The sequence below is a fragment of the Roseomonas sp. KE2513 genome (genome assembly GCF_016107305.1).
In the GTDB taxonomy this organism is placed as follows: Bacteria; Pseudomonadota; Alphaproteobacteria; order Acetobacterales; family Acetobacteraceae; genus Roseomonas.
This window is the reverse complement of record NZ_RCVR01000004.1, coordinates 196,594-216,049: the sequence shown is the minus strand read 5'-3', so window position 1 is coordinate 216,049 and position 19,456 is coordinate 196,594. Positions and strand designations below refer to the sequence as shown.

At 71.0% G+C, this 19,456-nt stretch carries 21 protein-coding genes and 2 tRNA genes; 18 read left to right on the top strand and 5 right to left on the bottom strand.

Annotated features, from left to right (window positions below; genetic code table 11):
• Positions 1–21: 21 nt before the first annotated feature.
• The gene (locus tag D9599_RS06170) at positions 22–666 is read right to left on the bottom strand and encodes a histidine phosphatase family protein (RefSeq protein WP_198380338.1); all 645 of its coding nucleotides are present in this window, start codon (positions 664–666) and stop codon (positions 22–24) included.
• A 194-nt stretch (positions 667–860) separates the two neighbouring features.
• Here D9599_RS06170 and ilvD point away from each other — a divergent pair, with 194 nt between their 5' ends.
• The 4 genes from ilvD to D9599_RS06150 all read left to right on the top strand — a co-directional run bounded on the left by ilvD (position 861) and on the right by D9599_RS06150 (position 5,107).
• Positions 861–2,585, top strand: a complete 1,725-nt coding sequence (gene ilvD / locus D9599_RS06165; protein WP_198380337.1) for a dihydroxy-acid dehydratase — start codon at positions 861–863, stop codon at positions 2,583–2,585.
• A 67-nt stretch (positions 2,586–2,652) separates the two neighbouring features.
• Positions 2,653–3,669, top strand: coding sequence for a 4-hydroxythreonine-4-phosphate dehydrogenase PdxA (pdxA, locus tag D9599_RS06160; protein ID WP_198380336.1), 1,017 nt, complete (start codon positions 2,653–2,655; stop codon positions 3,667–3,669).
• Entirely contained in the window at positions 3,666–4,400 is a 735-nt protein-coding gene (locus D9599_RS06155) for a pyridoxine 5'-phosphate synthase (RefSeq protein WP_198380335.1), read from the top strand. Before pdxA ends, D9599_RS06155 begins: the two co-directional genes overlap by 4 nt.
• Complete coding sequence (locus tag D9599_RS06150) at positions 4,397–5,107, top strand: 2OG-Fe dioxygenase family protein (protein ID WP_198380334.1); 711 nt, start codon at positions 4,397–4,399, stop codon at positions 5,105–5,107. The genes D9599_RS06155 and D9599_RS06150 overlap by 4 nt, the downstream gene beginning before the upstream one ends.
• A 28-nt stretch (positions 5,108–5,135) precedes the next feature.
• Here the strand turns inward: D9599_RS06150 and D9599_RS06145 are convergent, their stop codons facing one another.
• Positions 5,136–5,906, bottom strand: a complete 771-nt coding sequence (locus tag D9599_RS06145) for an exodeoxyribonuclease III (protein WP_198380333.1) — start codon at positions 5,904–5,906, stop codon at positions 5,136–5,138.
• Positions 5,907–5,911: 5 nt separating this feature from the next.
• Positions 5,912–6,256: an iron-sulfur cluster assembly accessory protein gene (locus D9599_RS06140; RefSeq protein ID WP_198380332.1), complete on the bottom strand. Its 345-nt coding sequence runs from the start codon at positions 6,254–6,256 to the stop codon at positions 5,912–5,914.
• Between the two features lie 138 nt (positions 6,257–6,394).
• Here D9599_RS06140 and D9599_RS06135 point away from each other — a divergent pair, with 138 nt between their 5' ends.
• From D9599_RS06135 to D9599_RS06075, 13 genes are all read left to right on the top strand, one after another.
• Positions 6,395–7,609 carry a deoxyguanosinetriphosphate triphosphohydrolase gene (locus D9599_RS06135; RefSeq protein WP_198380331.1) on the top strand — a complete coding sequence of 405 codons (1,215 nt, stop codon included), beginning with the start codon at positions 6,395–6,397 and terminating at the stop codon, positions 7,607–7,609.
• A gap of 10 nt (positions 7,610–7,619) precedes the next feature.
• A complete protein-coding gene (argS, locus tag D9599_RS06130; RefSeq protein WP_198380330.1) occupies positions 7,620–9,389 on the top strand; it encodes an arginine--tRNA ligase in 1,770 nt (589 codons plus the stop codon).
• Positions 9,386–10,318, top strand: coding sequence for an SPOR domain-containing protein (locus D9599_RS32220; protein WP_198380329.1), 933 nt, complete (start codon positions 9,386–9,388; stop codon positions 10,316–10,318). Before argS ends, D9599_RS32220 begins: the two co-directional genes overlap by 4 nt.
• Positions 10,315–11,328, top strand: a complete 1,014-nt coding sequence (nagZ, locus tag D9599_RS06120; protein ID WP_198380328.1) for a beta-N-acetylhexosaminidase — start codon at positions 10,315–10,317, stop codon at positions 11,326–11,328. Before D9599_RS32220 ends, nagZ begins: the two co-directional genes overlap by 4 nt.
• A 7-nt stretch (positions 11,329–11,335) precedes the next feature.
• On the top strand, positions 11,336–12,025 hold the full coding sequence (locus D9599_RS06115; protein ID WP_198380327.1) for a site-2 protease family protein: 690 nt from the start codon (positions 11,336–11,338) through the stop codon (positions 12,023–12,025).
• Positions 12,022–12,801 carry a ScpA family protein gene (locus tag D9599_RS06110; RefSeq protein ID WP_198380326.1) on the top strand — a complete coding sequence of 260 codons (780 nt, stop codon included), beginning with the start codon at positions 12,022–12,024 and terminating at the stop codon, positions 12,799–12,801. Before D9599_RS06115 ends, D9599_RS06110 begins: the two co-directional genes overlap by 4 nt.
• A complete protein-coding gene (gene scpB, locus D9599_RS06105) occupies positions 12,785–13,495 on the top strand; it encodes an SMC-Scp complex subunit ScpB (RefSeq protein WP_375373037.1) in 711 nt (236 codons plus the stop codon). Before D9599_RS06110 ends, scpB begins: the two co-directional genes overlap by 17 nt.
• Before the next feature lie 150 nt (positions 13,496–13,645).
• Complete coding sequence (tatB, locus tag D9599_RS06100; protein WP_198380325.1) at positions 13,646–14,239, top strand: Sec-independent protein translocase protein TatB; 594 nt, start codon at positions 13,646–13,648, stop codon at positions 14,237–14,239.
• 19 nt (positions 14,240–14,258) lie between these two features.
• Complete coding sequence (gene tatC / locus D9599_RS06095; RefSeq protein WP_043836416.1) at positions 14,259–15,047, top strand: twin-arginine translocase subunit TatC; 789 nt, start codon at positions 14,259–14,261, stop codon at positions 15,045–15,047.
• Between the two features lie 9 nt (positions 15,048–15,056).
• Positions 15,057–16,331: a serine--tRNA ligase gene (gene serS, locus D9599_RS06090; RefSeq protein ID WP_198380324.1), complete on the top strand. Its 1,275-nt coding sequence runs from the start codon at positions 15,057–15,059 to the stop codon at positions 16,329–16,331.
• 55 nt (positions 16,332–16,386) lie between these two features.
• Positions 16,387–16,460 (top strand) — tRNA-Pro (locus D9599_RS06085).
• Between the two features lie 28 nt (positions 16,461–16,488).
• Positions 16,489–16,800: an ETC complex I subunit gene (locus D9599_RS06080; RefSeq protein WP_043836412.1), complete on the top strand. Its 312-nt coding sequence runs from the start codon at positions 16,489–16,491 to the stop codon at positions 16,798–16,800.
• Between the two features lie 12 nt (positions 16,801–16,812).
• Positions 16,813–16,889: transfer RNA gene (locus tag D9599_RS06075), tRNA-Arg, on the top strand.
• A gap of 61 nt (positions 16,890–16,950) precedes the next feature.
• Here the strand turns inward: D9599_RS06075 and D9599_RS06070 are convergent.
• Positions 16,951–17,361, bottom strand: coding sequence for a PaaI family thioesterase (locus D9599_RS06070; RefSeq protein ID WP_198380323.1), 411 nt, complete (start codon positions 17,359–17,361; stop codon positions 16,951–16,953).
• A gap of 76 nt (positions 17,362–17,437) precedes the next feature.
• On the opposite strand from D9599_RS06070, the gene D9599_RS06065 reads away from it, so the two are divergent.
• Positions 17,438–18,556, top strand: a complete 1,119-nt coding sequence (locus D9599_RS06065; RefSeq protein WP_198380322.1) for an S-(hydroxymethyl)glutathione dehydrogenase/class III alcohol dehydrogenase — start codon at positions 17,438–17,440, stop codon at positions 18,554–18,556.
• A gap of 4 nt (positions 18,557–18,560) precedes the next feature.
• Here the strand turns inward: D9599_RS06065 and D9599_RS06060 are convergent, their stop codons facing one another.
• Positions 18,561–19,454, bottom strand: a complete 894-nt coding sequence (locus tag D9599_RS06060; protein WP_198380321.1) for a polysaccharide deacetylase family protein — start codon at positions 19,452–19,454, stop codon at positions 18,561–18,563.
• Positions 19,455–19,456 lie beyond the last annotated feature (2 nt).

Below are 19,456 nucleotides of genomic sequence, written 5' to 3'. Positions count from 1 at the left end.
CCGAAGCGGCGGGAAGGCAGGCTAGCCTCCTGCGGCGGCGACAAGCGCCGGCCAGTCCGCGGCCCTGATCCTGGCCAGCGGCGCGAAGCCCGCTCCATCGGGCACCGCACGGAAAACCACGATTTCCGCCTCGCCCAGGTCCGCGAAATCCGCCCCGGCCGCGTCCACTATATTCGGCCGGTGCGCCACGATCAGCGCCACCTCACCGGGCCCTGGCCGGGTGCGCAGCATGGCCCGCAACGCCTCCGCTTGCGGGGAGGATGGGCCTTTCACCAGCATTCGCCCGCCGTCGTTCAGCGCGCCGTCCACCTCCGCCCCAGCCACGCCCATGAGCCGCGCCGTCTCCCGGGCACGGCAGTACTCGCTCGTCACGGCCCTGCCGACGCGGGCGCGGACGGCGCGCAGCGCAGCCCCGACCTCGGCCGCTACCTGCCGGCCGGCATCACTCAGGTTCCGCTGGGTCGCGCAGTCGGTGAAATCCACCTCCTCCGCATCCGTCCGGGCCTCAGTTGCTGGATGGCGCATGTAGAGAACGAGCCCTCCCTTGCGCAGCGCCTCCGCCAGCTCAACGGCAGGCGGCCCTCCCTGCCCCTGGGCGGGCGTCAGGAGGGCGCCGGCGAGCGTTGCGGCCAGGAAAGCGGGGAGAAGGGCGAAAGGAACGCGCATCGCAGCCTCACTCGAAGGTGCTGTGCGAAGGGACGGGAAGAGGACTATCGCGCCGGCAACCCCGCCGCATCGGTGACATCCCCGTGTGCAGGCTGCATCCCTTGGAGCGGCCGGCGGGAGCCTGCATTGCGGCCTGGCGCGTTGATCCGCCCGATTTGTTGCGCGATACACGGCCCTACAAGAAGGAAATGCCGATGCCGGACAACACCTGGGACAAGTCGCGCCTCCCCAGCCGCCATGTGACGGTCGGCCCCGAGCGCGCCCCGCACCGCAGCTACTACTACGCCATGGGCCTGACCGAGGAGGAGATTGCCCAGCCGCTGGTCGGCGTCGCCACCTGCTGGAACGAGGCCGCACCCTGCAACATCGCGCTTTCCCGCCAGGCGCAGAGCGTGAAAACCGGCGTGAAGCATGCCCTCGGCACACCCCGCGAGTTCACGACCATCACGGTGACCGACGGCATCGCCATGGGCCACCAGGGCATGAAGTCCTCGCTCGCCTCCCGCGACGCGATCGCTGATACGGTCGAGCTAACCATGCGCGGCCACTGCTACGACGCGATGGTCGGCCTCGCCGGCTGCGACAAGTCGCTGCCGGGCATGATGATGGCGATGCTGCGCCTGAACGTGCCGAGCGTCTTCATGTATGGCGGCTCCATCCTGCCCGGTAAGTTCCAGGGCCGCGACGTGACGGTGGTGGACGTGTTCGAGGCGGTCGGCCAGCACGCCGCCGGCAACATGTCCGACGAGGACCTGCACGCCCTCGAATGCGTCGCTTGTCCCTCCGCCGGTGCCTGCGGTGGCCAGTTCACCGCGAACACCATGGCGACGGTTTCCGAGGCGATCGGCCTCGCGCTCCCCGGCTCGGCCGGCGCCCCGGCGCCCTACGAGGACCGCGACAAGTGGGCGGTGGAATCCGGCAAGGCCGTGATGGACCTGCTGCGGAAGAACATCCGCCCGCGCGACATCGTCACGAAGGAGAGCCTCTACAACGCGGCGCTCATCGTCGGCGCGACCGGCGGCTCCACCAATGCCGGCTTGCACCTGCCGGCCATGGCGCACGAGGCCGGGATCAAGTTCACGCTGCATGACGTGGCGGAGATCATGCGCAAGGCCCCCTACATCGGCGACCTGAAGCCCGGCGGCCGCTACGTGGCCTTTGACGTCTACAAGATCGGCGGCATCCCCGTGATCGTGAAGGCACTTCTCGACGCCGGGCTGCTGCACGGCGATTGCATGACCGTGACTGGCAAGTCCCTCGCCGAGAACCACCGCGAGGTGATCTTCCCAAAGGACCAAGACGTGATTCGCCCCGTCTCCGACCCGATCTCGCCCACTGGCGGCGTGGTGGGGCTGAAGGGCAACCTGGCCCCGGACGGCGCGATCGTGAAGGTGGCGGGCATGAAGGAGCTGCGCTTCGAGGGCACCGCCCTTTGCTTCGACTGCGAGGAGGACGCCTTCGCCGCCGTGGAGGCCCGAGCCTACAAGCCCGGTGACGTCATCATCATCCGCTACGAGGGCCCGAAAGGCGGACCCGGCATGCGCGAGATGCTCTCCACCACCGCGGCCCTCTACGGCCAGGGCATGGGCGGCGAGGTCGCGCTCATCACCGATGGCCGCTTCTCGGGCGCCACGCGCGGCTTCTGCATCGGCCATGTCGGTCCCGAGGCGGCGGTCGGCGGGCCGATCGCGCTGCTGAGGGACGGCGACCGCATCGTCATCGACGCGGAGAAGGGCACGATCGACGTGGACCTGCCGGAGGAAGAGCTAGCCGCCCGCCGCGCCGCCTGGAAGCCGCGCGGCACCGACTACAACGCGGGCGCCCTGTGGAAGTACGCCCAGCTCGTCGGTCCTGCCCACCTCGGCGCGGTGACGCATCCGGGTGGGGCGGCGGAGACCCACGTCTACGCCGATATCTGATCCGGGCAGCCCAGCCATGATCCGCGCACGGGATGCGACGGATCATGGCCGTGCGAGTTTACCCCGGATGGAACCAATCCAGCCCCTTGCCTTGACCATGGGAGACCCTGCGGGGATTGGGGGCGAGATCACCCTCGCAGCCTGGTCGAGGCTGCGGCGGGAGGGTCCGGCCTTCGTCGCGCTGGACGACCCGCGCCGCCTCTCGACCCTCGCCGCCCGTCTCGGCTGGGAGGTACCGGTGGCCGAGGTCTCGGGGCCCGAGGAAGCCGCCGCGGTGTTCCCCGAGCGCCTGCCGGTGATGACCGTGCGCCTGCCGATTCCGTCGGAGCCCGGGCGGCCCGATCCCGCCAATGCCCCCGCCGTTCTTGGCTCCATCGAGCGAGCGGTGGCCCTCGCCCAGGGCGGGCGCGTGGGCGGCGTGGTGACGAACCCCATCAGCAAGGCGACTCTCTACCGCACCGGCTTCGCCTTCCCAGGCCATACCGAGTTCCTGGGCGCGCTGACCGGCACGGCGGAGCCGCCGGTGATGCTGCTCGCCTCGCCCATGCTGCGCGTCGTGCCCGTGACCATCCACGTCTCGCTCCGACGCGCGCTCGACACCCTCACGACGGCGGAGATCATCCGCACGGGGAAGGCACTTGCCGCCGGGCTGCGGCACGGCTTTGGCATCGCTGCCCCGCGCATTGCCGTGGCTGGCCTGAACCCCCATGCGGGGGAGGAGGGCGCCATGGGCGACGAGGAGGGCACGCTCGTTGTCCCTGCCATCGAGGCGCTGAAGGCCGCGGGCATCGACGCCTTCGGCCCCCTTCCGCCGGACACGATGTTCACCGCCCGCGCCCGCACCACCTACGACGCCGCGTTATGCCTCTATCACGACCAGGCGCTGATTCCGATCAAGACGCTCGACATGGATGGCGGGGTGAACGTCACCCTCGGCCTGCCGATCGTCCGCACCTCGCCTGACCACGGCACCGCCTTCGGCATCGCCGGTCAGGGCGTGGCCGATCCCGGCAGCCTGGTCGCGGCGCTTCGCCTCGCGGCCGAGATGGCCGCGCGGCGCAACAGGGAGGCCGTCGCGGCATGACCCCCATCCGGCTCGGCGTGAACGTCGATCACGTCGCCACCCTTCGAAACGCGCGCGGCGGGGCGCATCCCGACCCGTTGGCCGCCGCGCGGCTCGTCCTCCAGCACGGCGCCGACAGCATCACGATTCACCTGCGCGAAGACCGCCGCCATATCCGTGACGCCGACTGCCGCGCCATGCGGGAGGCGCTGACCGCCCCCATCAACCTCGAGATGGCAGCGACAGCCGAGATGCAGGCGATCGCCCTCTCGCTGCGCCCCCGTGCCTGCTGCATCGTGCCCGAGCGCCGCGCTGAGGTGACCACCGAGGGAGGGCTGGACGCCGCGGGCGGCGAGGCAGCGCTCGCCCCTCTGGTCGCGGCCCTGAACGGGGCGGGGATCCGTACCTCCCTCTTCCTCGACCCTGACCCGCACCAGGTGGAGGCTGCCGCCCGCCTCGGCGCCCGCGCGGTGGAACTGCATACTGGCAGGTTCTGCGACACGCCCCCTGGGCCCGCCCGCGACGCCGAGTTGGCGCGCCTGCGCGAAGCCGCCCGCCTCATCGCCGCCGCCGGTATGGAGTGCCACGCCGGCCACGGTCTCGACTACGAGACCGCCCCGCTCCTCGCTGCGATCGCGGAGGTAGTGGAGCTGAACATCGGCCACTTCCTCATGGGCCAAGCGCTGTTCGACGGGCTGCCCGTCGCCGTCTCCCGCATGCGGCAGGTGATGGAAGCGGCGCGGCAGGCATGACCGACCTCCCCGCCGCCATCGCCGCTACCGGCTACGTCTCCCTTCACGGCGAGGCGACCCGCGCGACCTTCGACCCGGCGGGGACGGCGCTTTCCGCCGCCGAATGGGCCCGCTTCGCGGATAGCTGGAACGACCTGCGGCCGGATAGCTTCATGGCCGATGGCGGTCGCTACCGCCTGCGCCGCCACGCCACTTACGTCGCCGCGCCCGGCCGCCCCATTGCCCGCGCCGCCCACCAGCCGCACTACCAGGCCGTGGTCCACAACCCCCTCAATGGCGGCATCCAGCGCTGGTTTGAGCCGGTAGAGCCGTCGATCGGGGAGGGGCCGGCCCTGACCGCCCTCCTGGCCGGTGCCCGCGCCGTCTTCGACCACCGCGCGCCGGGCGCGAGCTGGCACATCGAGGTCCATCAGTTCCGTATCGAGGCCCGCCCGGACGAGGCGGGCCAGCCGACGCCCGAGGGAATGCACAGCGACGGCGTGGATTATGTCATGGTTATGCTCGTGGGCCGCGAGAACGTCGAAGGCGGCGTGACCGGCATCGAGATCGACGGCCGGGAGGAGGCGAGCTTCACACTCTCCCATGCCGCCGACGCCGTGCTGCTGGACGACCGCCGCGTGAAGCACGGCGTCACGCCCATTCACCCGATCGATCCCTCCCTTCCAGGGCATCGCGACGTGCTGGTGCTGACTTTCCTCCGGCGTTGATCGCCTGCGGCTTCCGAGGGGCCGGCGCCTAATCCGCGAAGTCGAAAAGCACCGGCGCGTGGTCGGACGGGCTTTCCTCCGAGCGTGCCACCACATCCACGGAGGCTCCTGCCAGCCGTTCCGCCAGTTCCGCGCTCAGCAGGGCATGGTCGATGCGCAGGCCACGGTTCGACTCGAAGGCGGGGCCGTAATCCCAATAGGTCCAGGGCGCGTCCGCCGGGTGCAGCGCCCGCAACGCGTCGGTCATGCCGAGATGGGTGATGGCGCGGAAGGCCGCACGGGTCTCGGGGCGGACCAGGGCATCGGTGCGGGGCAGGGCGCCAGGGGCGAAGTCGTCGTCGGTCGGGCAGACGTTGAAGTCGCCAAGTACGGCGTAAGGGGTAAAGCTGTTCAGCCTCTCGGCAACGCGGGCGCGAAGGCGCTCCATCCAGCGGAGCTTGTAGGCATAGCCCTCCACGCCACCGGAATTGCCGTTGGGGAGGTAGATTCCGGCGAGGTGCGCGCCCGCGGCCCGCACCTCGACGAAGCGGGCATGGGTGTCGTCCGCGCCGTCGGGCAGGGCCTCGTCCACCACCTCGAAGGGGATGCGTGATACCACGGCCACTCCGTTCCGCCCGCCGGGCTGGCCGACGACGTGGCAGCGGTAGCCGAGATCGCCCAGCTCCATCGCCGGGAACTCCTCCGTCCGGCACTTCAGCTCCTGGAGGAAGACGATATCGGGCACGTGGCGCTCCAGCAGGCGCCGCAGGTGGGGCATCCGCTTGCGGCCGGAGTTCACGTTGAAGGTGCAGAGGCGCATGGGACTCAGCCGACGCTGAAGGACACCCCGCAGCCGCAGCCGGAGACCGCCACCGGGTTGCTTACCTTGAAATGCGCCCCGATCAGCTCATCCGCCCAGTCGAGCCGGGCGCCCTGAAGAAGATCAAGCGAGACGGGATCGACGAACACGCGCCCCTCCACCACCAGGTCATCGGCCTCCGGCACGTCAGCCAGGTCGAACTTGTATTGCAAGCCGGAGCAGCCGCCGGCCTCGACCGCTAGGCGCAACCCGGCGGAGGGCCTCCCCTGGGCTGCCGCGATCTCCGCCACCTGCGCCAGGGCCGCGGGGGTTACGGTGAAAGGGGCGGGAAGGGCGCTGCCATCGGGCATGGGAAACCTCGGCCAGGATGTGGCGCGCCGCGGTGGCGACCGCCGTTCGCCCTAAGATAGGGTCGCTCTGCCGGTTCTCCAAAGCGGGGCAACGGCCTTGCCGCTGCGGCGGGCCGGGTGCTACGGCCCGCCGAGCCCATGGACCAGCCCTCCAACCCCCTCGATTCCGCCGAAGCGGCGCGCTCCGCGGCGCGCCAGCCGAAGGGGCTGGCCCCCTGGGCGGTGCAGCCGGGGGCCTCCCGCGGGCGCCTCTACCCCGAAGACTCCGGCGGCGGCCGGTCCCCCTACCAGCGGGACCGTGACCGGATCATCCATTCCACCGCCTTCCGTCGCCTCCAGTACAAGACGCAGGTCTTCATCTTCCACGAGGGCGACGCCTTCCGGACAAGGCTGACCCACTCGATCGAGGTGGCGCAGATCGCCCGCTCCCTTGCCCGCCAACTCCACCTCGACGAGGACTTGGCGGAGGCGCTGGCGCTGGCGCACGACCTCGGCCACCCGCCCTTCGGCCATGCGGGAGAGGAGGCACTGAACGGCCTCATGCGGAACTGGGGCGGCTATGACCACAACGCCCAGTCCTTGAAGGCCGTGACGCTGCTCGAGCACCGCTACGCCGGCTTCGACGGACTGAATCTCACCTGGGAGACGCTGGAGGGGCTGGCGAAGCACAACGGCCCGCTCCGCCGCCCGCCGCACTACATCGCTGAATACTCGGTCCGGCACGACCTCGAGTTGCACTGCCACGCGAGCGCCGAGGCCCAGGCGGCGGCGATTGCCGACGACATCGCCTACAACAACCACGACCTCGACGACGGCCTCCGCGCCGGCCTCTTTACGCTCGACGAGGCCTGCGCCCTTCCGCTGGTGGGTGCCGCGCGGGACCTCGCGATGGCCTCCATTCCCGCGGACGCGCCGCCAGACCGCGTGGCGAGCGAGATCATCCGCCGCGTCATCAATCTCATGATCACCGACGTGGTGGACGAGGCGCGCCGCCGCATCGCCCTCCTCGCGCCGATCAGCGTGACGGATATCCGCAACGCCCCCCAGCCGGTCGTCTTCTTCTCCGAGCGGATGCACGCGCTCAACCAGGAGACGCGCACCTTCCTCTTCGACCGCATGTACCGCCACTGGCGCGTCAACCGCACCTCGCTGAAGTCCAAGCGCGCCCTGCAGGTGATGTTTTCCCTTCTGCACGGCCAGCCGGACATGCTGCCCCCCGCCTGGGCGAAGCGGGCAGGGGAGGCGGGCTCGGCCGAGGCCGCGCGCACCGTCTGCGACTGGCTGGCGGGCATGACCGACAAGTTCGCCCTCGAAGAGCACCGTCGCCTGACGGACCCCCACATTCCCGGCTGATCGTATCCCCATGACCGACGACATCTTCCGCACGATCCGCGACGCGGTCGTGACCGAGCTTCGCGCCCTCCTGCCCGACCTGCCGGAGGAGACCTTTGCCCGCGTTCTGGTGGAGCCGCCGCGCGACGCCTCGCACGGGGACATGGCGACCAACGCGGCCCTCGTCGTGGCGAAGCCGGCGCGCCAGGCACCGCAGGCGGTTGCGAAGTCGCTTGCGGAGCGGCTGGCTGCCCGGCCGGGCATTGCCGCCGCCGCCCCCGCCGGCCCCGGCTTCGTGAACCTGCGGCTGGAGGAGTCCACCCTCCGCGACCAGCTGCCGGTCATCCTCCGCGCCGGCGAAGCTTACGGTAATGGGACGGCGGGCACCGGGCGGAAGGTCGACGTCGAGTATGTCTCGGCCAACCCCACGGGCCCGATGCATGTAGGCCACTGCCGCGGCGCGGTGGTCGGGGACGCCCTGGCCAACCTGCTGACCAAGGCCGGCTGGGCTGTCACGAAGGAGTACTACATCAACGACGCCGGGGCGCAGGTGCAGGCCCTCGCCTGGGCTGCCTATTGGCGCTACCTCCAGGCGCTGGGCACGAGCCTGACCGAGGACGACTTCGCCGCATCCATTCCCGGCGGGCTGCAGTACCGCGGCGAGTACCTGATCCCCGTAGGCGAGGCGCTGCGCGAGAAGTATGGCGACAGCCTCGCCCCGGGTGCGGTGCCGGCCGATCCCGCCCTCTGGCTGGAGGCGGTCCGCGAGTTCACGGTGGACGCCATGATGGCCGAGATCCGCTCAGACCTCGCGGCACTCGGCGTGCGCCACGACGTCTTCATCAGCGAGGCGGCGCTCGTCCGCAGCGGTGCGGCGGACGCGGCCATCGCGGCGCTCTCCGCCCGCGGCCTCGTCTACGAGGGCGTGCTGGAGCCTCCGAAGGGCAAGCTGCCCGACGACTGGGAGCCGCGCGAGCAGACCCTCTTCCGCTCGACCGAGTTCGGCGACGACGTGGACCGCCCGCTCCGCAAGAGCGACGGCAGCAACACCTACTTCGCCAACGACATCGGCAACCATGCCGACAAGATCGCCCGCGGCTTCGACGAACTGGTGCAGGTCTGGGGCGCCGACCACGGCGGCTACGTGCCGCGCATGAAGGCGGCCGTGGCTGCCCTCTCGGCCGATCGCAAGGTCCCGCTCGACGTGGTGCTGACCCAGATCGTGAAGGTGGTGAAGGGCGGCCAGCCCGTCCGCATGTCCAAGCGCGCCGGCACCTACGTCACGCTCGCCGACCTGATCGAGGAGGTGGGCCGCGACGCCGTTCGCTTCACCATGCTGACGCGCAAGGCCGACGCGCAGATGGAGTTCGACCTCGACGCCGTCGTGCAGCAGTCGCGCGATAATCCGGTCTTCTACGTGCAGTACGCCCATGCCCGCGCCCGCAGCGTGCTGCGCGGGGCCGGCGACCCGCCACCGGCGGAGTTGGCGGATTCGCCGCTAGAGACGCTGGCTGATCCCGCAGAGATGGCCCTCATCCGCCGCCTCACCGCCTGGCCCCGCACGGTGGAAGCCGCCGCGCTCGCGCGCGAACCGCACCGAATCGCCTTCTTTCTCCATGACTTGGCCGCGGATTTTCATCTACTCTGGAACCGGGGACGAGAGGACGCCACGCTGCGCTTCATCCGGGAGGGGGAACCCGGGGCGACGCGCGCGAGGCTTGCACTTGTGGCGGCCACGGCCGCGGTGATTCGCTCGGGCCTCGCGGTGATGGGGGTGACACCCGTCGAGGAGATGCGGTGAGCGACTATACGGTTCCGAGCTATCGCGTCCGCCCGCAGCGGACGGGTTTCCAAATTCCCTGGCGCATGGTGGCCCTGGCGGGCGCCGCGCTGGGCGTGGCCGGGGTGGGCGGCGGTATCGTCTGGGGCATCTCCCGGGCCGTGAACCACACGGTGCCGGTGATCGAGGCGGATACCCGCCCGATTCGTGTGAAGCCGAGCGACCCCGGCGGCATGCGCGTCGCCAACCAGGACGAGCGGATCTTCGAGAGCCAGCGGCGCGGCGCGACGGGCACGGCTGCCCAGCCGCGCCTCTCGCCCGAGCCCGAGCGGCCGGACGTGGCGGCGCTGCGCCAAGCTGCGGCCCGCCCGCCGACCGTGGTGGTGCTTCCCGCCTCCGAGCCGGACGCCGCACCGAGCCGCCCGCCGCTCGTAAACCCCAGCCTCGGCCCGCAGGCGCCCGCGGCGCCCCAGGCGCTTGTCCCGCAGAACGGCACTTCTCAACCAGTGCCCGCTGCCGCACCCGCCACCGTGCCGTCGCCCGCCGCCGCGCCGCAGCCGTCCGCGACCCCGCTGGTGCCACCCCAGCCCGCGGCGGTGCAGGCGCCGACCCAGCCGCCCGCGCCCCAGGCAGCGGCGGCCGCGCAGGCGACCCCCGCCCTCACGCCGCCGCCTATGCCGGCGAACAGCCCCACGCCCCGTACCGGTCGCGTGGTGGTCCAGCTCGGCGCCCTAGGCTCCGAGGAGGCGGCGCGGAACGAGTGGCCGAAGCTCCAGGCACGGCTGCCGCAACTGGCGGGCCGTGAGCCGCAGATCACCCGCGTGGACCGGGGCGACCTGCCGCCGCTCTGGCGGATCAGGGCCACGAACATGCCGGACCTCGCGGCCGCGCGCGCCCTCTGCGAGAGCGCCAAGACGAAGAACCTTCCCTGCGCTGTGCTCGGCGGATGACCGCCCGCGCCGCCGTCACCGGCCTGTCCGGCACTGCTCTCACCTCCGCTGAAGCGCGGGTGCTGCGGGAGACGCCGCCCGCCGGCGTCATCCTCTTCCGCCGCAACGTGCAGGATCCCTCGCAGCTCCGCGCGCTTACCGCGGCGATCCGGGAGGAGCTGGGCCAGGACGCCCCGATCCTCGTGGACCAGGAGGGCGGTCGCGTTGCCCGGCTCCGCCCGCCCGAATGGCCGGCCTTCCCGCCGGCGAGCGTCTTTGAGGGGGCGAGCGCCGCCAGTACCGCCGCCAACGCCGCCCTGCTTGGGGGCGAATGCGCGGCCATGGGCCTCGATGTTGTTTGCGCGCCCGTCCTCGACCTTCGCCTACCCGGCGCCCATGAGGTGATCGGCGACCGCGCCTTCTCGGACGACCCCGCGGAAGTGGCTCGGCTTGGCGAGGCATGGATCGAGGGGCTGATGGCGGCCGGCTGCATTCCTGTCATCAAGCACATCCCCGGCCACGGCCGCGCCACGGCCGACAGCCATCTCTCCCTGCCGCGGGTCGGGGCCGATGCCGGTACGCTGGCCGCCGATATCGCGCCCTTCCGCACGGTCTGCGCGCGTGACGCCGGTCGGCACCTCTGGGCGATGACCGCGCACATCACCTACGACGCGCTGGACCCTGACCACCCCGCCACGCTCTCGCCGCGCCTCATCGAGCGCACCATCCGAGGCGAGATCGGCTTCGACGGCGTGCTCGTTTCAGACGACCTCACCATGGGCGCGCTCGCCGGGCTATCGAACACGCTCGCGGCCGACTCGCTCGCCGCTGGCTGCGACCTCGTCCTCCACTGCAACGGCGTACTCGAGGACACCACCGCGCTTCTTCGGGAGTGCCCGGTCCTCACCCCGCGTGCGGAGGAACGTATGGCAACGGCTCGCGCCCTGGTGCAGGCGGCCCGGCCCGCGGCCATGGCGGCGCGCAGCGCGCGCCACGTCGCCGCCCTGCCGCACGCGCTGACGGACGCCTGAGAAGCGGATGGACTGGCTTCCCGACTTCGCGGCCGCGGCGCTGGCCGCAATCTTCGCGATCACCCTGCACGAGGCCGCCCACGGCTACGCCGCCCGGGCACTTGGCGATGACACCGCGGCCCAGCTCGGCCGCCTCTCGCTCAACCCGCTCCGCCACGTCGATCCCGTGGGGACGCTGATGGTGCCGGGCCTGCTGCTCATCTCGCAGCTGCTCGTCTCCGGGCGGGTGGACGTGATGTTCGGCTGGGCCAAGCCGGTGCCGGTGGACGTGATGCGGCTGCGCAACCCGCGCTACGGCATGGTGCTGGTCGCGGCGGCCGGTCCGGCTATCAACTTCGCCCTCGCGGTGCTCGCGGCCATCCTGCTGCATCCGCTGGAGGGGCCGGGGCGCGACAACCTGCTCGACTGGCTCGAATCCTTCCTCGTGCTCTCGCTCATCGGCAACCTGGTCCTCGCCACCTTTAACCTGATGCCGATCCCGCCGCTCGACGGCGGGCGCATCCTGGGCGGGCTGCTGCCGCCGTCGATCGGCATCCCCTTCCTACGGCTGGAGCGCTTCGGGCTGTTCATCGTGCTCGGCCTTCTCTTTCTCCTTCCGATGCTCGTCCCGGGCCTGGACCCGCTGCGCGCCCTTGTGCGGGCGGTCGTGCTGCCGACAGCCCAGGCGGTCCTGAACATCACCGGCCACGGGGGATGAGCGAGACCGTCCCCGCCCTGCACGTCACGCTGGACGGGTTCGAGGGCCCTCTCGACCTCCTGCTGGACCTCGCCCGGGCGCAGAAGGTGGACATCGCGCGGATCTCCATCCTCTCCCTCGTGGACCAGTATATGACGGTGATCGAGGGCGCGCGGCGCGTGCGGCTCGAGATCGCGGCGGACTGGCTGGTCATGGCGGCCTGGCTCGCCTGGCTGAAGTCCCGCCTCCTCCTCCCGGACGACCCCGAGGCCGGGGAGGACGCGGAGGCGCTCGCCGAGGCGCTGGCGGACCGGCTGCGCGAACTGGAGCGCATGCGCGAGGCTGCCGCCTGGCTGGGTGCGCGACCCTTCCTCGGGCGCGACGTCATGGCGCGCGGCGTGCCGGAGAACCTCGTGCTGGAGGACCGCTCGGCGCTGGCCGCCGACCTGCCCGGCCTGCTCCGCGCCTATACCGATGTTCTCCGCCGCGCCGCTGCCCGCCGTCCCTACCGGCCGCGCCCGCGCCGAGTCTGGACTGTGCAGGACGCGCTCGCCCGACTGCGCGCCCTGGTTGGCAACGTCCCCGGCTGGGCGGAGCTGTCGGGCTTCCTGCCTGAGGCCGAGATGGACCCGGTGGAGCGCCGCGCCGCATTGGCGAGCACGCTCGTCGCCGGGCTGGAGATGGCCAAGACCGGCCTCGCGGAACTTCGCCAGGACGCCCCCTTCACCCCCATCCTGCTGCGCCCGCCGCGCGGCGGCGCTCAAATGAGGGCGGAGAGAGATGCCAATGCCGCCTGATGCCGTTACGCCCGGGGACCCGAACTTCGACGAGCCCGCCGCGCCCGAGTCGCCGGTCGCCGAAGCCGAGGACGCCGGCCCAGATGCGCCGGACACTGCGCCTGCCGAGGAGGCCACGGCCGGATCCGGCCTCGCGGTGGCACCCGTTCCCTCGATGGCGCTGCGGATCGCCGAGGCTTTTGTTTTCGCCTCCGCCACGCCGGTGACCCTTGCCCGCCTCCAGCCGCTGCTGCCAACGGGGGTGGAGGCCGCCGCGACGCTGGCGGCACTGGCGGAAGCCTATGAGGGCAGGGGGGTGAACCTCGTTTCCGTCGCGGGCGGGCACGCCTTCCGCACCGCGCCCGACCTCGCCCCCGCCCTCACCCGCGTGGTGGAGGTGCCCCGCCGCCTGCCGCGCGTGGCGATGGAGGCGCTGGCCATCATCGCGTGGCACCAGCCCGTGACCCGCGCCGAGATCGAGGAGATCCGCGGCACCGCGCTCTCCCAGAACACGCTCGAGACGCTGCTCGAGAACGGCCTCGTCGCGCCGCGCGGGAGGAAGGAGGCGCCGGGCCGCCCGACCCTCTGGGCCACCACCCCCCGCTTCCTGGAGCAGTTCGGCCTCGCCTCCTTGCGAGACCTGCCGAAGCGTGAGGAATTGTTGCCCGAGCCGGGGCTGCCCCTCCAGCCGCCGCCCGAGGCCGGACCCGCCTGAGCCCCCGGTGCTTCCATCGGGCCGGCGAAGGGCCCATCTTCCGGAGGCCCCATTTGTCGTGCGGGCGAGTTCTGCTAACGGAAGCGACCCCGCGAGGGACCGGCCGCCCGAGGCGATGGCCGGCCGCCCGGCCCGGGTGATCGGAGAGACATGTTCGACCTCGCCTGGTCCGAGATCGCCCTTATCGCCGTCGTCGCGGTGGTGGTGATCGGCCCCAAGGACCTTCCGGACGCCGTCCGCGGTGTCGCCCGCGGCATCCAGAAGCTGCGCCGCATGGCCGGCGAGTTCCAGGGCCACCTGGACGAGGTCGTGCGCGAGGCGAAGCTCGAGGACGTGCGCGATCAGATCCGCGACATCCGCAACTTCGATCTCAAGTCCACCATCGAAAAGGCGGTGGATGAGGACGGGACGCTGATGCGGACCATGCGCGACGACCCCTTCCGCGCCCCGCCCCCGCCTACCTCCGATGCCGCTCCGGCCGAGGGCACCGCCTCCACCCTGCCCGAGGGCGCGCCGCCCGTGGACGCGACCACGCCCGCCGCCGAGGTCGAGGTCGCGAGCGCCGCCGACCTGCCGGCCGCGCCCCCGCCGCCGGATATGGCGCCAGTTACCCCGGCTCCCGCCGCGACCACTGCCGGCGAGGCCCTGCCTCCCGTCGCCGGCTCCGCCGAGCCGGTCGCGCCGCCCGTCGCTCCTTCGGTCGTCGACACCGCCGCCCGCCCTGCGACTACCCACACCGCCTGACGAAGAAGCATCAGCCCCAGTGTCTCGCGACCCCGACGATACGATCGACGACAAGCCCATGCCGTTGATCGACCACCTGCTGGAGCTGCGCACGCGGCTCCTGTGGTCGATCGGCGCCTTCGGGATCGCCTTCGCGCTCTGCTACTACTTCTCCACCGCCATCTACGGCTTCCTGGCGCGGCCATTGGCCGACATCCTGATGCACCAGGGCGCTGGCGAGCGGCGGATGATCTTCACCGCGCTTTACGAGGCCTTCTTCACCTACCTGAAGGTGGCCTTCTTCGGGGCGGTGTTCTTCTCCTTCCCGATGTGGGCCACGCAGCTTTGGCTCTTCATCGCGCCCGGCCTCTATAAGTCTGAGAAGAAGGTCATCACGCCCTTCCTCGTTGCCTCGCCGGTCCTCTTCGTGATGGGTGCCGCGCTGGCCTATTATTTCATCTTCCCGCTTGCCTGGAAGTTCTTCATCTCCTTCGAGACGCCGACCGGCGGCGGCGGGTTGCCGGTGCAGCTCGAGGCGAAGGTCTCTGAATACCTATCGCTCGTCATGCACATGATCCTGGCCTTTGGTGTGGCCTTCCAGATGCCAGTGGCCATTACCCTCATGGCGCGTGTCGGCATCCTGAGCGTGGAGCAGCTGCGGCGCGGGCGGCGCTACGCGATCGTCGGCATGTTCGTCGTCGCCGCGGTGCTGACGCCGCCGGACATTATCAGCCAGGTCGGCCTCGCCGTGCCGCTGCTGGCCCTCTACGAGCTGTCGATCCTGGCCGCGGTCTGGATGACGCCCAAGCCCAAGCCCCCGACGACCTGAGGCCACCCCATGCATGACATCCGGGCCGTCCGCGCCGATCCGGCCGCGTTCGACGCTGCGCTCGCGCGGCGGGGGCTCGCCCCCGTCTCGTCCGAGCTGCTGACGCTCGACACCGCCCGGCGCTCCGCCCAAACGACGGCGCAGGAGGCCCAGGCCCGCCGCAACGCGCTGGCGCGCGAGATCGGCCAGGGGAAGAAGGCCGGCGCCGACACTTCGGCAATGGAGGCCGAGGCGACCGCCCTTCGCACCCGAATGGAGAGCCTCGACGCGGAGGCCGCCGCCGTCGAGGCCGCCCAAACCCGCATCCTGGAAGCCCTGCCCAACCTCCTTGACGACGACGTGCCGGAGGGCCGGGACGAGACCGCGAACATCGTCCTCCACCAGCACGGGGAGGTGCCCAACCTGCCCTTCGCCCCGAAGCAGCACTTCGAGCTGGGCGAGGCACTGGGCGGCATGGACTTCACGACGGCGGCTAAGCTCGCCGGCAGCCGCTTCACCGTGCTTCGCGGGCCGCTCGCGCGGCTGGAGCGCGCCATCGGCCAGTGGATGCTCAACCTGCAGGTGGACGAGCACGGCTATACCGAGACCGTCGTGCCCCTGCTGGTGAACGACGCGACCATGTACGGCACCGGCCAGCTCCCGAAATTCGCCGACGACCTCTTCCGCACCACCGACGACCGCTGGCTCATCCCCACGGCCGAGGTGCCGCTGACGAACAGCGTGCGCGGCGAGATCGTGCCCGAATCCGCGCTGCCCATGCGCCTTGCCGCCCTCTCCCCCTGCTTCCGCTCCGAGGCGGGCTCGGCGGGGCGGGACACGCGCGGGATGATCCGCCAGCACCAGTTCTCGAAGGTGGAGATGGTCTCCATCACCGCCCCCGACGCCTCCGCCGAGGAGCACGAGCGCATGACGCGCTGCGCGGAGCGGGTGCTCACCGATCTCGGCCTCGTCTGGCGTCGAATCCTTCTCTGCGCCGGGGACACAGGCTTCGGCGCGGCCAAGACCTACGACCTCGAGGTTTGGCTGCCGGGGCAGGGGGCCTGGCGTGAGATCTCCTCCTGCTCCAACTGCTGGGACTTCCAGGCTCGCCGCATGAACGCCCGGATGAAGCCGCGGGAGGGGAAGGGGAACGTCTTCCTCCACACGCTGAACGGCTCCGGCGTCGCGGTCGGCCGCGCCCTGGTCGCTGTCATGGAGACGCACCAGCGGGAGGACGGCTCTATCGCCATCCCTCCCGTGCTGCGCCCCTTCATGGGCGGCACGGAGGCGATAGGCCCGGCCTAATCGCGCGGCGCCCATTGCGCCGAGGCCGTCGGGCCCATAGTTTCGCCCGGTCTCACGGGGTGTGGCGCAGCCTGGTAGCGCGCCTGTTTTGGGTACAGGAGGCCGTGGGTTCGAATCCCGCCGCCCCGAATTAGAGACCAGTCGCCGGAGTTGCTGCATGAACATGGCCCGCATCCACTCGCCCGCCCGGAACGCGATGCAGTCCGGCCAGGGCCGCACCGACGAGTGGATCTTTGAGTGGGAGCCCTCCGAGCCGAAGCGGATCGACCCGCTGACGGGTTGGTACGGCTCGGGCGACACGAACCGCCAGGTCCGCCTCCGCTTCGACACGCTGGAGCAGGCTGAGGCCTATGCCAAGTCGAAGGGCATCCCTTACGAGGTCGAGCGCCGCCGGCAGATCCCGGCGCTGCGGCCGAAGTCCTATGCCGATAATTTCCGCACGGACCGCCTCGTCAACTGGACGCACTGAGGCGCCGTCGTTGCACCCTTAGCTCAACTGGATAGAGCAACCGGCTTCTACCCGGTTGGTTGGGGGTTCAAGTCCCTCAGGGTGCGCCAGCTTTCCACCCGTCGCGGCCGCGGGCTTTCACCGGCCCTAACGCCAGGCAAATCTCTGCCCTTAGGCGCCGGTGGCTCTCATCCAGGTCGCCGTCGCGTGCGCGCAGGGCTTCTCCTGCGCCTCTGCACGCATCCAGACCTCGGCATAGACGCTGGTGCGGCCCTGGCGGACGACGCGCACCTCCGCCAGCACGCCCGCTGCGCCCGCCGGCCGCAGGAAGGAGATGCCGAGTTGGGCGGTTCGCGTGCTGTCCGCCCCGCCCGTCGCGACCAGCAGGGGCACCCAGATCCCGACATCCGCCAGCGTCATCAGCGCCGGACCCGAGGCCGTTCCGCCGGGCCGCAGGGAGAGGGAGGAGGGCGGCATTCGCAGCAGGGCAGAGCCTGCGTCGGCCCGCAGCACCTCGATACCCAGCGCGCCCGCCAGCGGCACGCCCTCGCGCACCCGCGCCGTCAGCTCCTCCAGCGTCACGCCCGTGCCTCCCCTGGCCCGCCCCACCTGGGCCGGATAAGGTCACCGGACGAGTGAGAAGGGAAGCCGCCCTCAAATGAAGACCCGCGCTGCCGTCGCCTGGGAGGCGAATAAGCCGCTGAGCATCGAGACCGTGGACCTGGAGGGCCCGAAGCCCGGCGAGGTGCTGGTGGAGATCATGGCGACGGGGGTCTGCCACACCGACGCCTATACGCTCTCCGGCCTGGACAGCGAGGGCAAGTTCCCCTGCATCCTCGGTCATGAGGGCGCGGGCATCGTGCGCGAGGTGGGCGCGGGCGTCACGGCCGTGAAGCCGGGCGACCACGTAATCCCGCTCTACACGCCGGAATGCCGGCAGTGCAAAACCTGCCTTTCCCAGCGCAGCAATCTCTGCACCGCGATCCGCTCCACACAGGGCCAGGGGATCATGCCCGACGGCACCTCCCGCTTCTCGTGTGAGAACCCGGACAAGCCCCTCTGGCACTACATGGGCTGCAGCACCTTCTCGAACTTCACGGTACTGCCGGAGATCGCGGTGGCGAAGGTCCGGCCGGACGCGCCCTTCGACAAGATCTGCTACATCGGCTGCGGCGTCACCACGGGCATCGGTGCGGTCGTCTACACGGCCAAGGTCTGGGCGGGCGCCAATGTGGTGGTCTTCGGCCTCGGCGGGATCGGGCTGAACGTTATCCAAGGTGCGCGGATGGTGGGCGCGGACCGGATCGTCGGTGTGGACCTGAACCCGAGCAAGGTCGAGATGGCCCGGAAGTTCGGCATGACCCACTTCGTCAACCCGGACGAGGTCGGGCGGGACAAGGTGGTGCAGGCCATCCAGGACCTGACCGACGGCGGCGCCGACTTCTCCTTCGAGTGCGTCGGCAACGTGAACACCATGCGCCAGGCGCTGGAGTGCACCCATCGCGGCTGGGGCACTTCGATCATCATCGGCGTGGCGCCCAGCGGCCAGGAGATCTCGACCCGCCCCTTCCAGCTCGTCACCGGCCGCAACTGGCGCGGCTCGGCTTTCGGCGGCGCGCGCGGGCGCACGGACGTGCCGAAGATCGTGGACTGGTACATGGAGGGGAAGATCGACATCGACAGCCTGATCACCCACACCATGCCGCTGGATGGGATCAATCACGCCTTCGACCTCATGCACGAGGGCAAGAGCATCCGGTCCGTGGTGACCTTCTGAGGGCCTAGTCCCCGGGGATGTTCCCCGGGGGCAGGGCGCGCGCGTGGTCGAAGACGGCGCCCGCGGTGGTGAGCCAAACCTCCTCCCGCCGCGCCGCCACATGCGCCAGCGCGCGCCGCAGCGCCCGCATCCGGTAGGGTTGCCCGACGATGTAGGGGTGGAGCGCGATGCCCATCACCTGCGCCACGCCGTCCCGAACTTGGCGCAGCCGCTCCTCGAAATCCTCCACGATCATCTCGGCGAACTGCGCCGCGCCGTCCTTGCGGGCGATGATGGAGGGGATGTCGTTCACCTCCTGGGGGTAGGGGATGGCCATGATCCGGCCGTGGCGGGTCTGGTGCCAGACGGGCTGGTCGTCGCTGCACCAGTTAAAGGTGTAGCCGTAGCCCGCCTCCGCCAGCAGGTCGGGGGTGGCATGGCTCTCGGCGATCCAGGGGGAGAGCCAGCCCCGCGGCGGCGCGCCCTCATGCGTGGCGATCGCCGCCGTCGCCTCCGCGATCAGCGCCCGCTCCTCCGCCTCGGGCAGGGTCGACTGGCGCTCCGAGTTCGTGCGGCCGTGGCCTGCGATCTCGTCGCCCCGCGCCCGGTGCGCGGCCACCAGCGCGGGCGCATGGTGGTACATGGCGGAGTTGAGCAGCACGGTCGCAGGGAGCGAGAGTTCGTCCAACGTCTCGATCAGCCGCCAGGCGCCCACTCGGTTGCCGTAGTCCCGCCAGGCGTGGTTCAGCACGTCCGGCTGCGGCCCTCCCGGCGCCAGCTCCGCCCCCAGCCCCTCGCCGAAGGCGAAGTGCTCGAGGTTCACGCCGAAATAGACGGCCAGCCGCGCCTCACCCGGCCAACGCCAGGATGGGCGGCCGCGCCAAGGGTGGTAGCCATGTCTTCCGTGCACGGGCAGCATGC

What these genes read in the sequence shown, in the direction of transcription:
- argS (WP_198380330.1), top strand. Translation starts at nt 7,620, where the DNA reads ATGACCGACGACATCTTCCGCACGATCCGCGACGCGGTCGTGACCGAG.
- D9599_RS06150 (WP_198380334.1), top strand. Translation starts at nt 4,397, where the DNA reads ATGACCGACCTCCCCGCCGCCATCGCCGCTACCGGCTACGTCTCCCTT.
- D9599_RS06145 (WP_198380333.1), bottom strand. Translation starts at nt 5,906, where the DNA reads ATGCGCCTCTGCACCTTCAACGTGAACTCCGGCCGCAAGCGGATGCCC.
- D9599_RS06140 (WP_198380332.1), bottom strand. Translation starts at nt 6,256, where the DNA reads ATGCCCGATGGCAGCGCCCTTCCCGCCCCTTTCACCGTAACCCCCGCG.
- D9599_RS06065 (WP_198380322.1), top strand. Translation starts at nt 17,438, where the DNA reads ATGAAGACCCGCGCTGCCGTCGCCTGGGAGGCGAATAAGCCGCTGAGC.
- D9599_RS06155 (WP_198380335.1), top strand. Translation starts at nt 3,666, where the DNA reads ATGACCCCCATCCGGCTCGGCGTGAACGTCGATCACGTCGCCACCCTT.
- D9599_RS06080 (WP_043836412.1), top strand. Translation starts at nt 16,489, where the DNA reads ATGAACATGGCCCGCATCCACTCGCCCGCCCGGAACGCGATGCAGTCC.
- D9599_RS06170 (WP_198380338.1), bottom strand. Translation starts at nt 666, where the DNA reads ATGCGCGTTCCTTTCGCCCTTCTCCCCGCTTTCCTGGCCGCAACGCTC.
- tatB (WP_198380325.1), top strand. Translation starts at nt 13,646, where the DNA reads ATGTTCGACCTCGCCTGGTCCGAGATCGCCCTTATCGCCGTCGTCGCG.
- scpB (WP_375373037.1), top strand. Translation starts at nt 12,785, where the DNA reads ATGCCAATGCCGCCTGATGCCGTTACGCCCGGGGACCCGAACTTCGAC.
- D9599_RS06135 (WP_198380331.1), top strand. Translation starts at nt 6,395, where the DNA reads ATGGACCAGCCCTCCAACCCCCTCGATTCCGCCGAAGCGGCGCGCTCC.
- ilvD (WP_198380337.1), top strand. Translation starts at nt 861, where the DNA reads ATGCCGGACAACACCTGGGACAAGTCGCGCCTCCCCAGCCGCCATGTG.
- nagZ (WP_198380328.1), top strand. Translation starts at nt 10,315, where the DNA reads ATGACCGCCCGCGCCGCCGTCACCGGCCTGTCCGGCACTGCTCTCACC.
- serS (WP_198380324.1), top strand. Translation starts at nt 15,057, where the DNA reads ATGCATGACATCCGGGCCGTCCGCGCCGATCCGGCCGCGTTCGACGCT.
- D9599_RS06115 (WP_198380327.1), top strand. Translation starts at nt 11,336, where the DNA reads ATGGACTGGCTTCCCGACTTCGCGGCCGCGGCGCTGGCCGCAATCTTC.
- pdxA (WP_198380336.1), top strand. Translation starts at nt 2,653, where the DNA reads ATGGAACCAATCCAGCCCCTTGCCTTGACCATGGGAGACCCTGCGGGG.
- D9599_RS06060 (WP_198380321.1), bottom strand. Translation starts at nt 19,454, where the DNA reads ATGCTGCCCGTGCACGGAAGACATGGCTACCACCCTTGGCGCGGCCGC.
- D9599_RS06110 (WP_198380326.1), top strand. Translation starts at nt 12,022, where the DNA reads ATGAGCGAGACCGTCCCCGCCCTGCACGTCACGCTGGACGGGTTCGAG.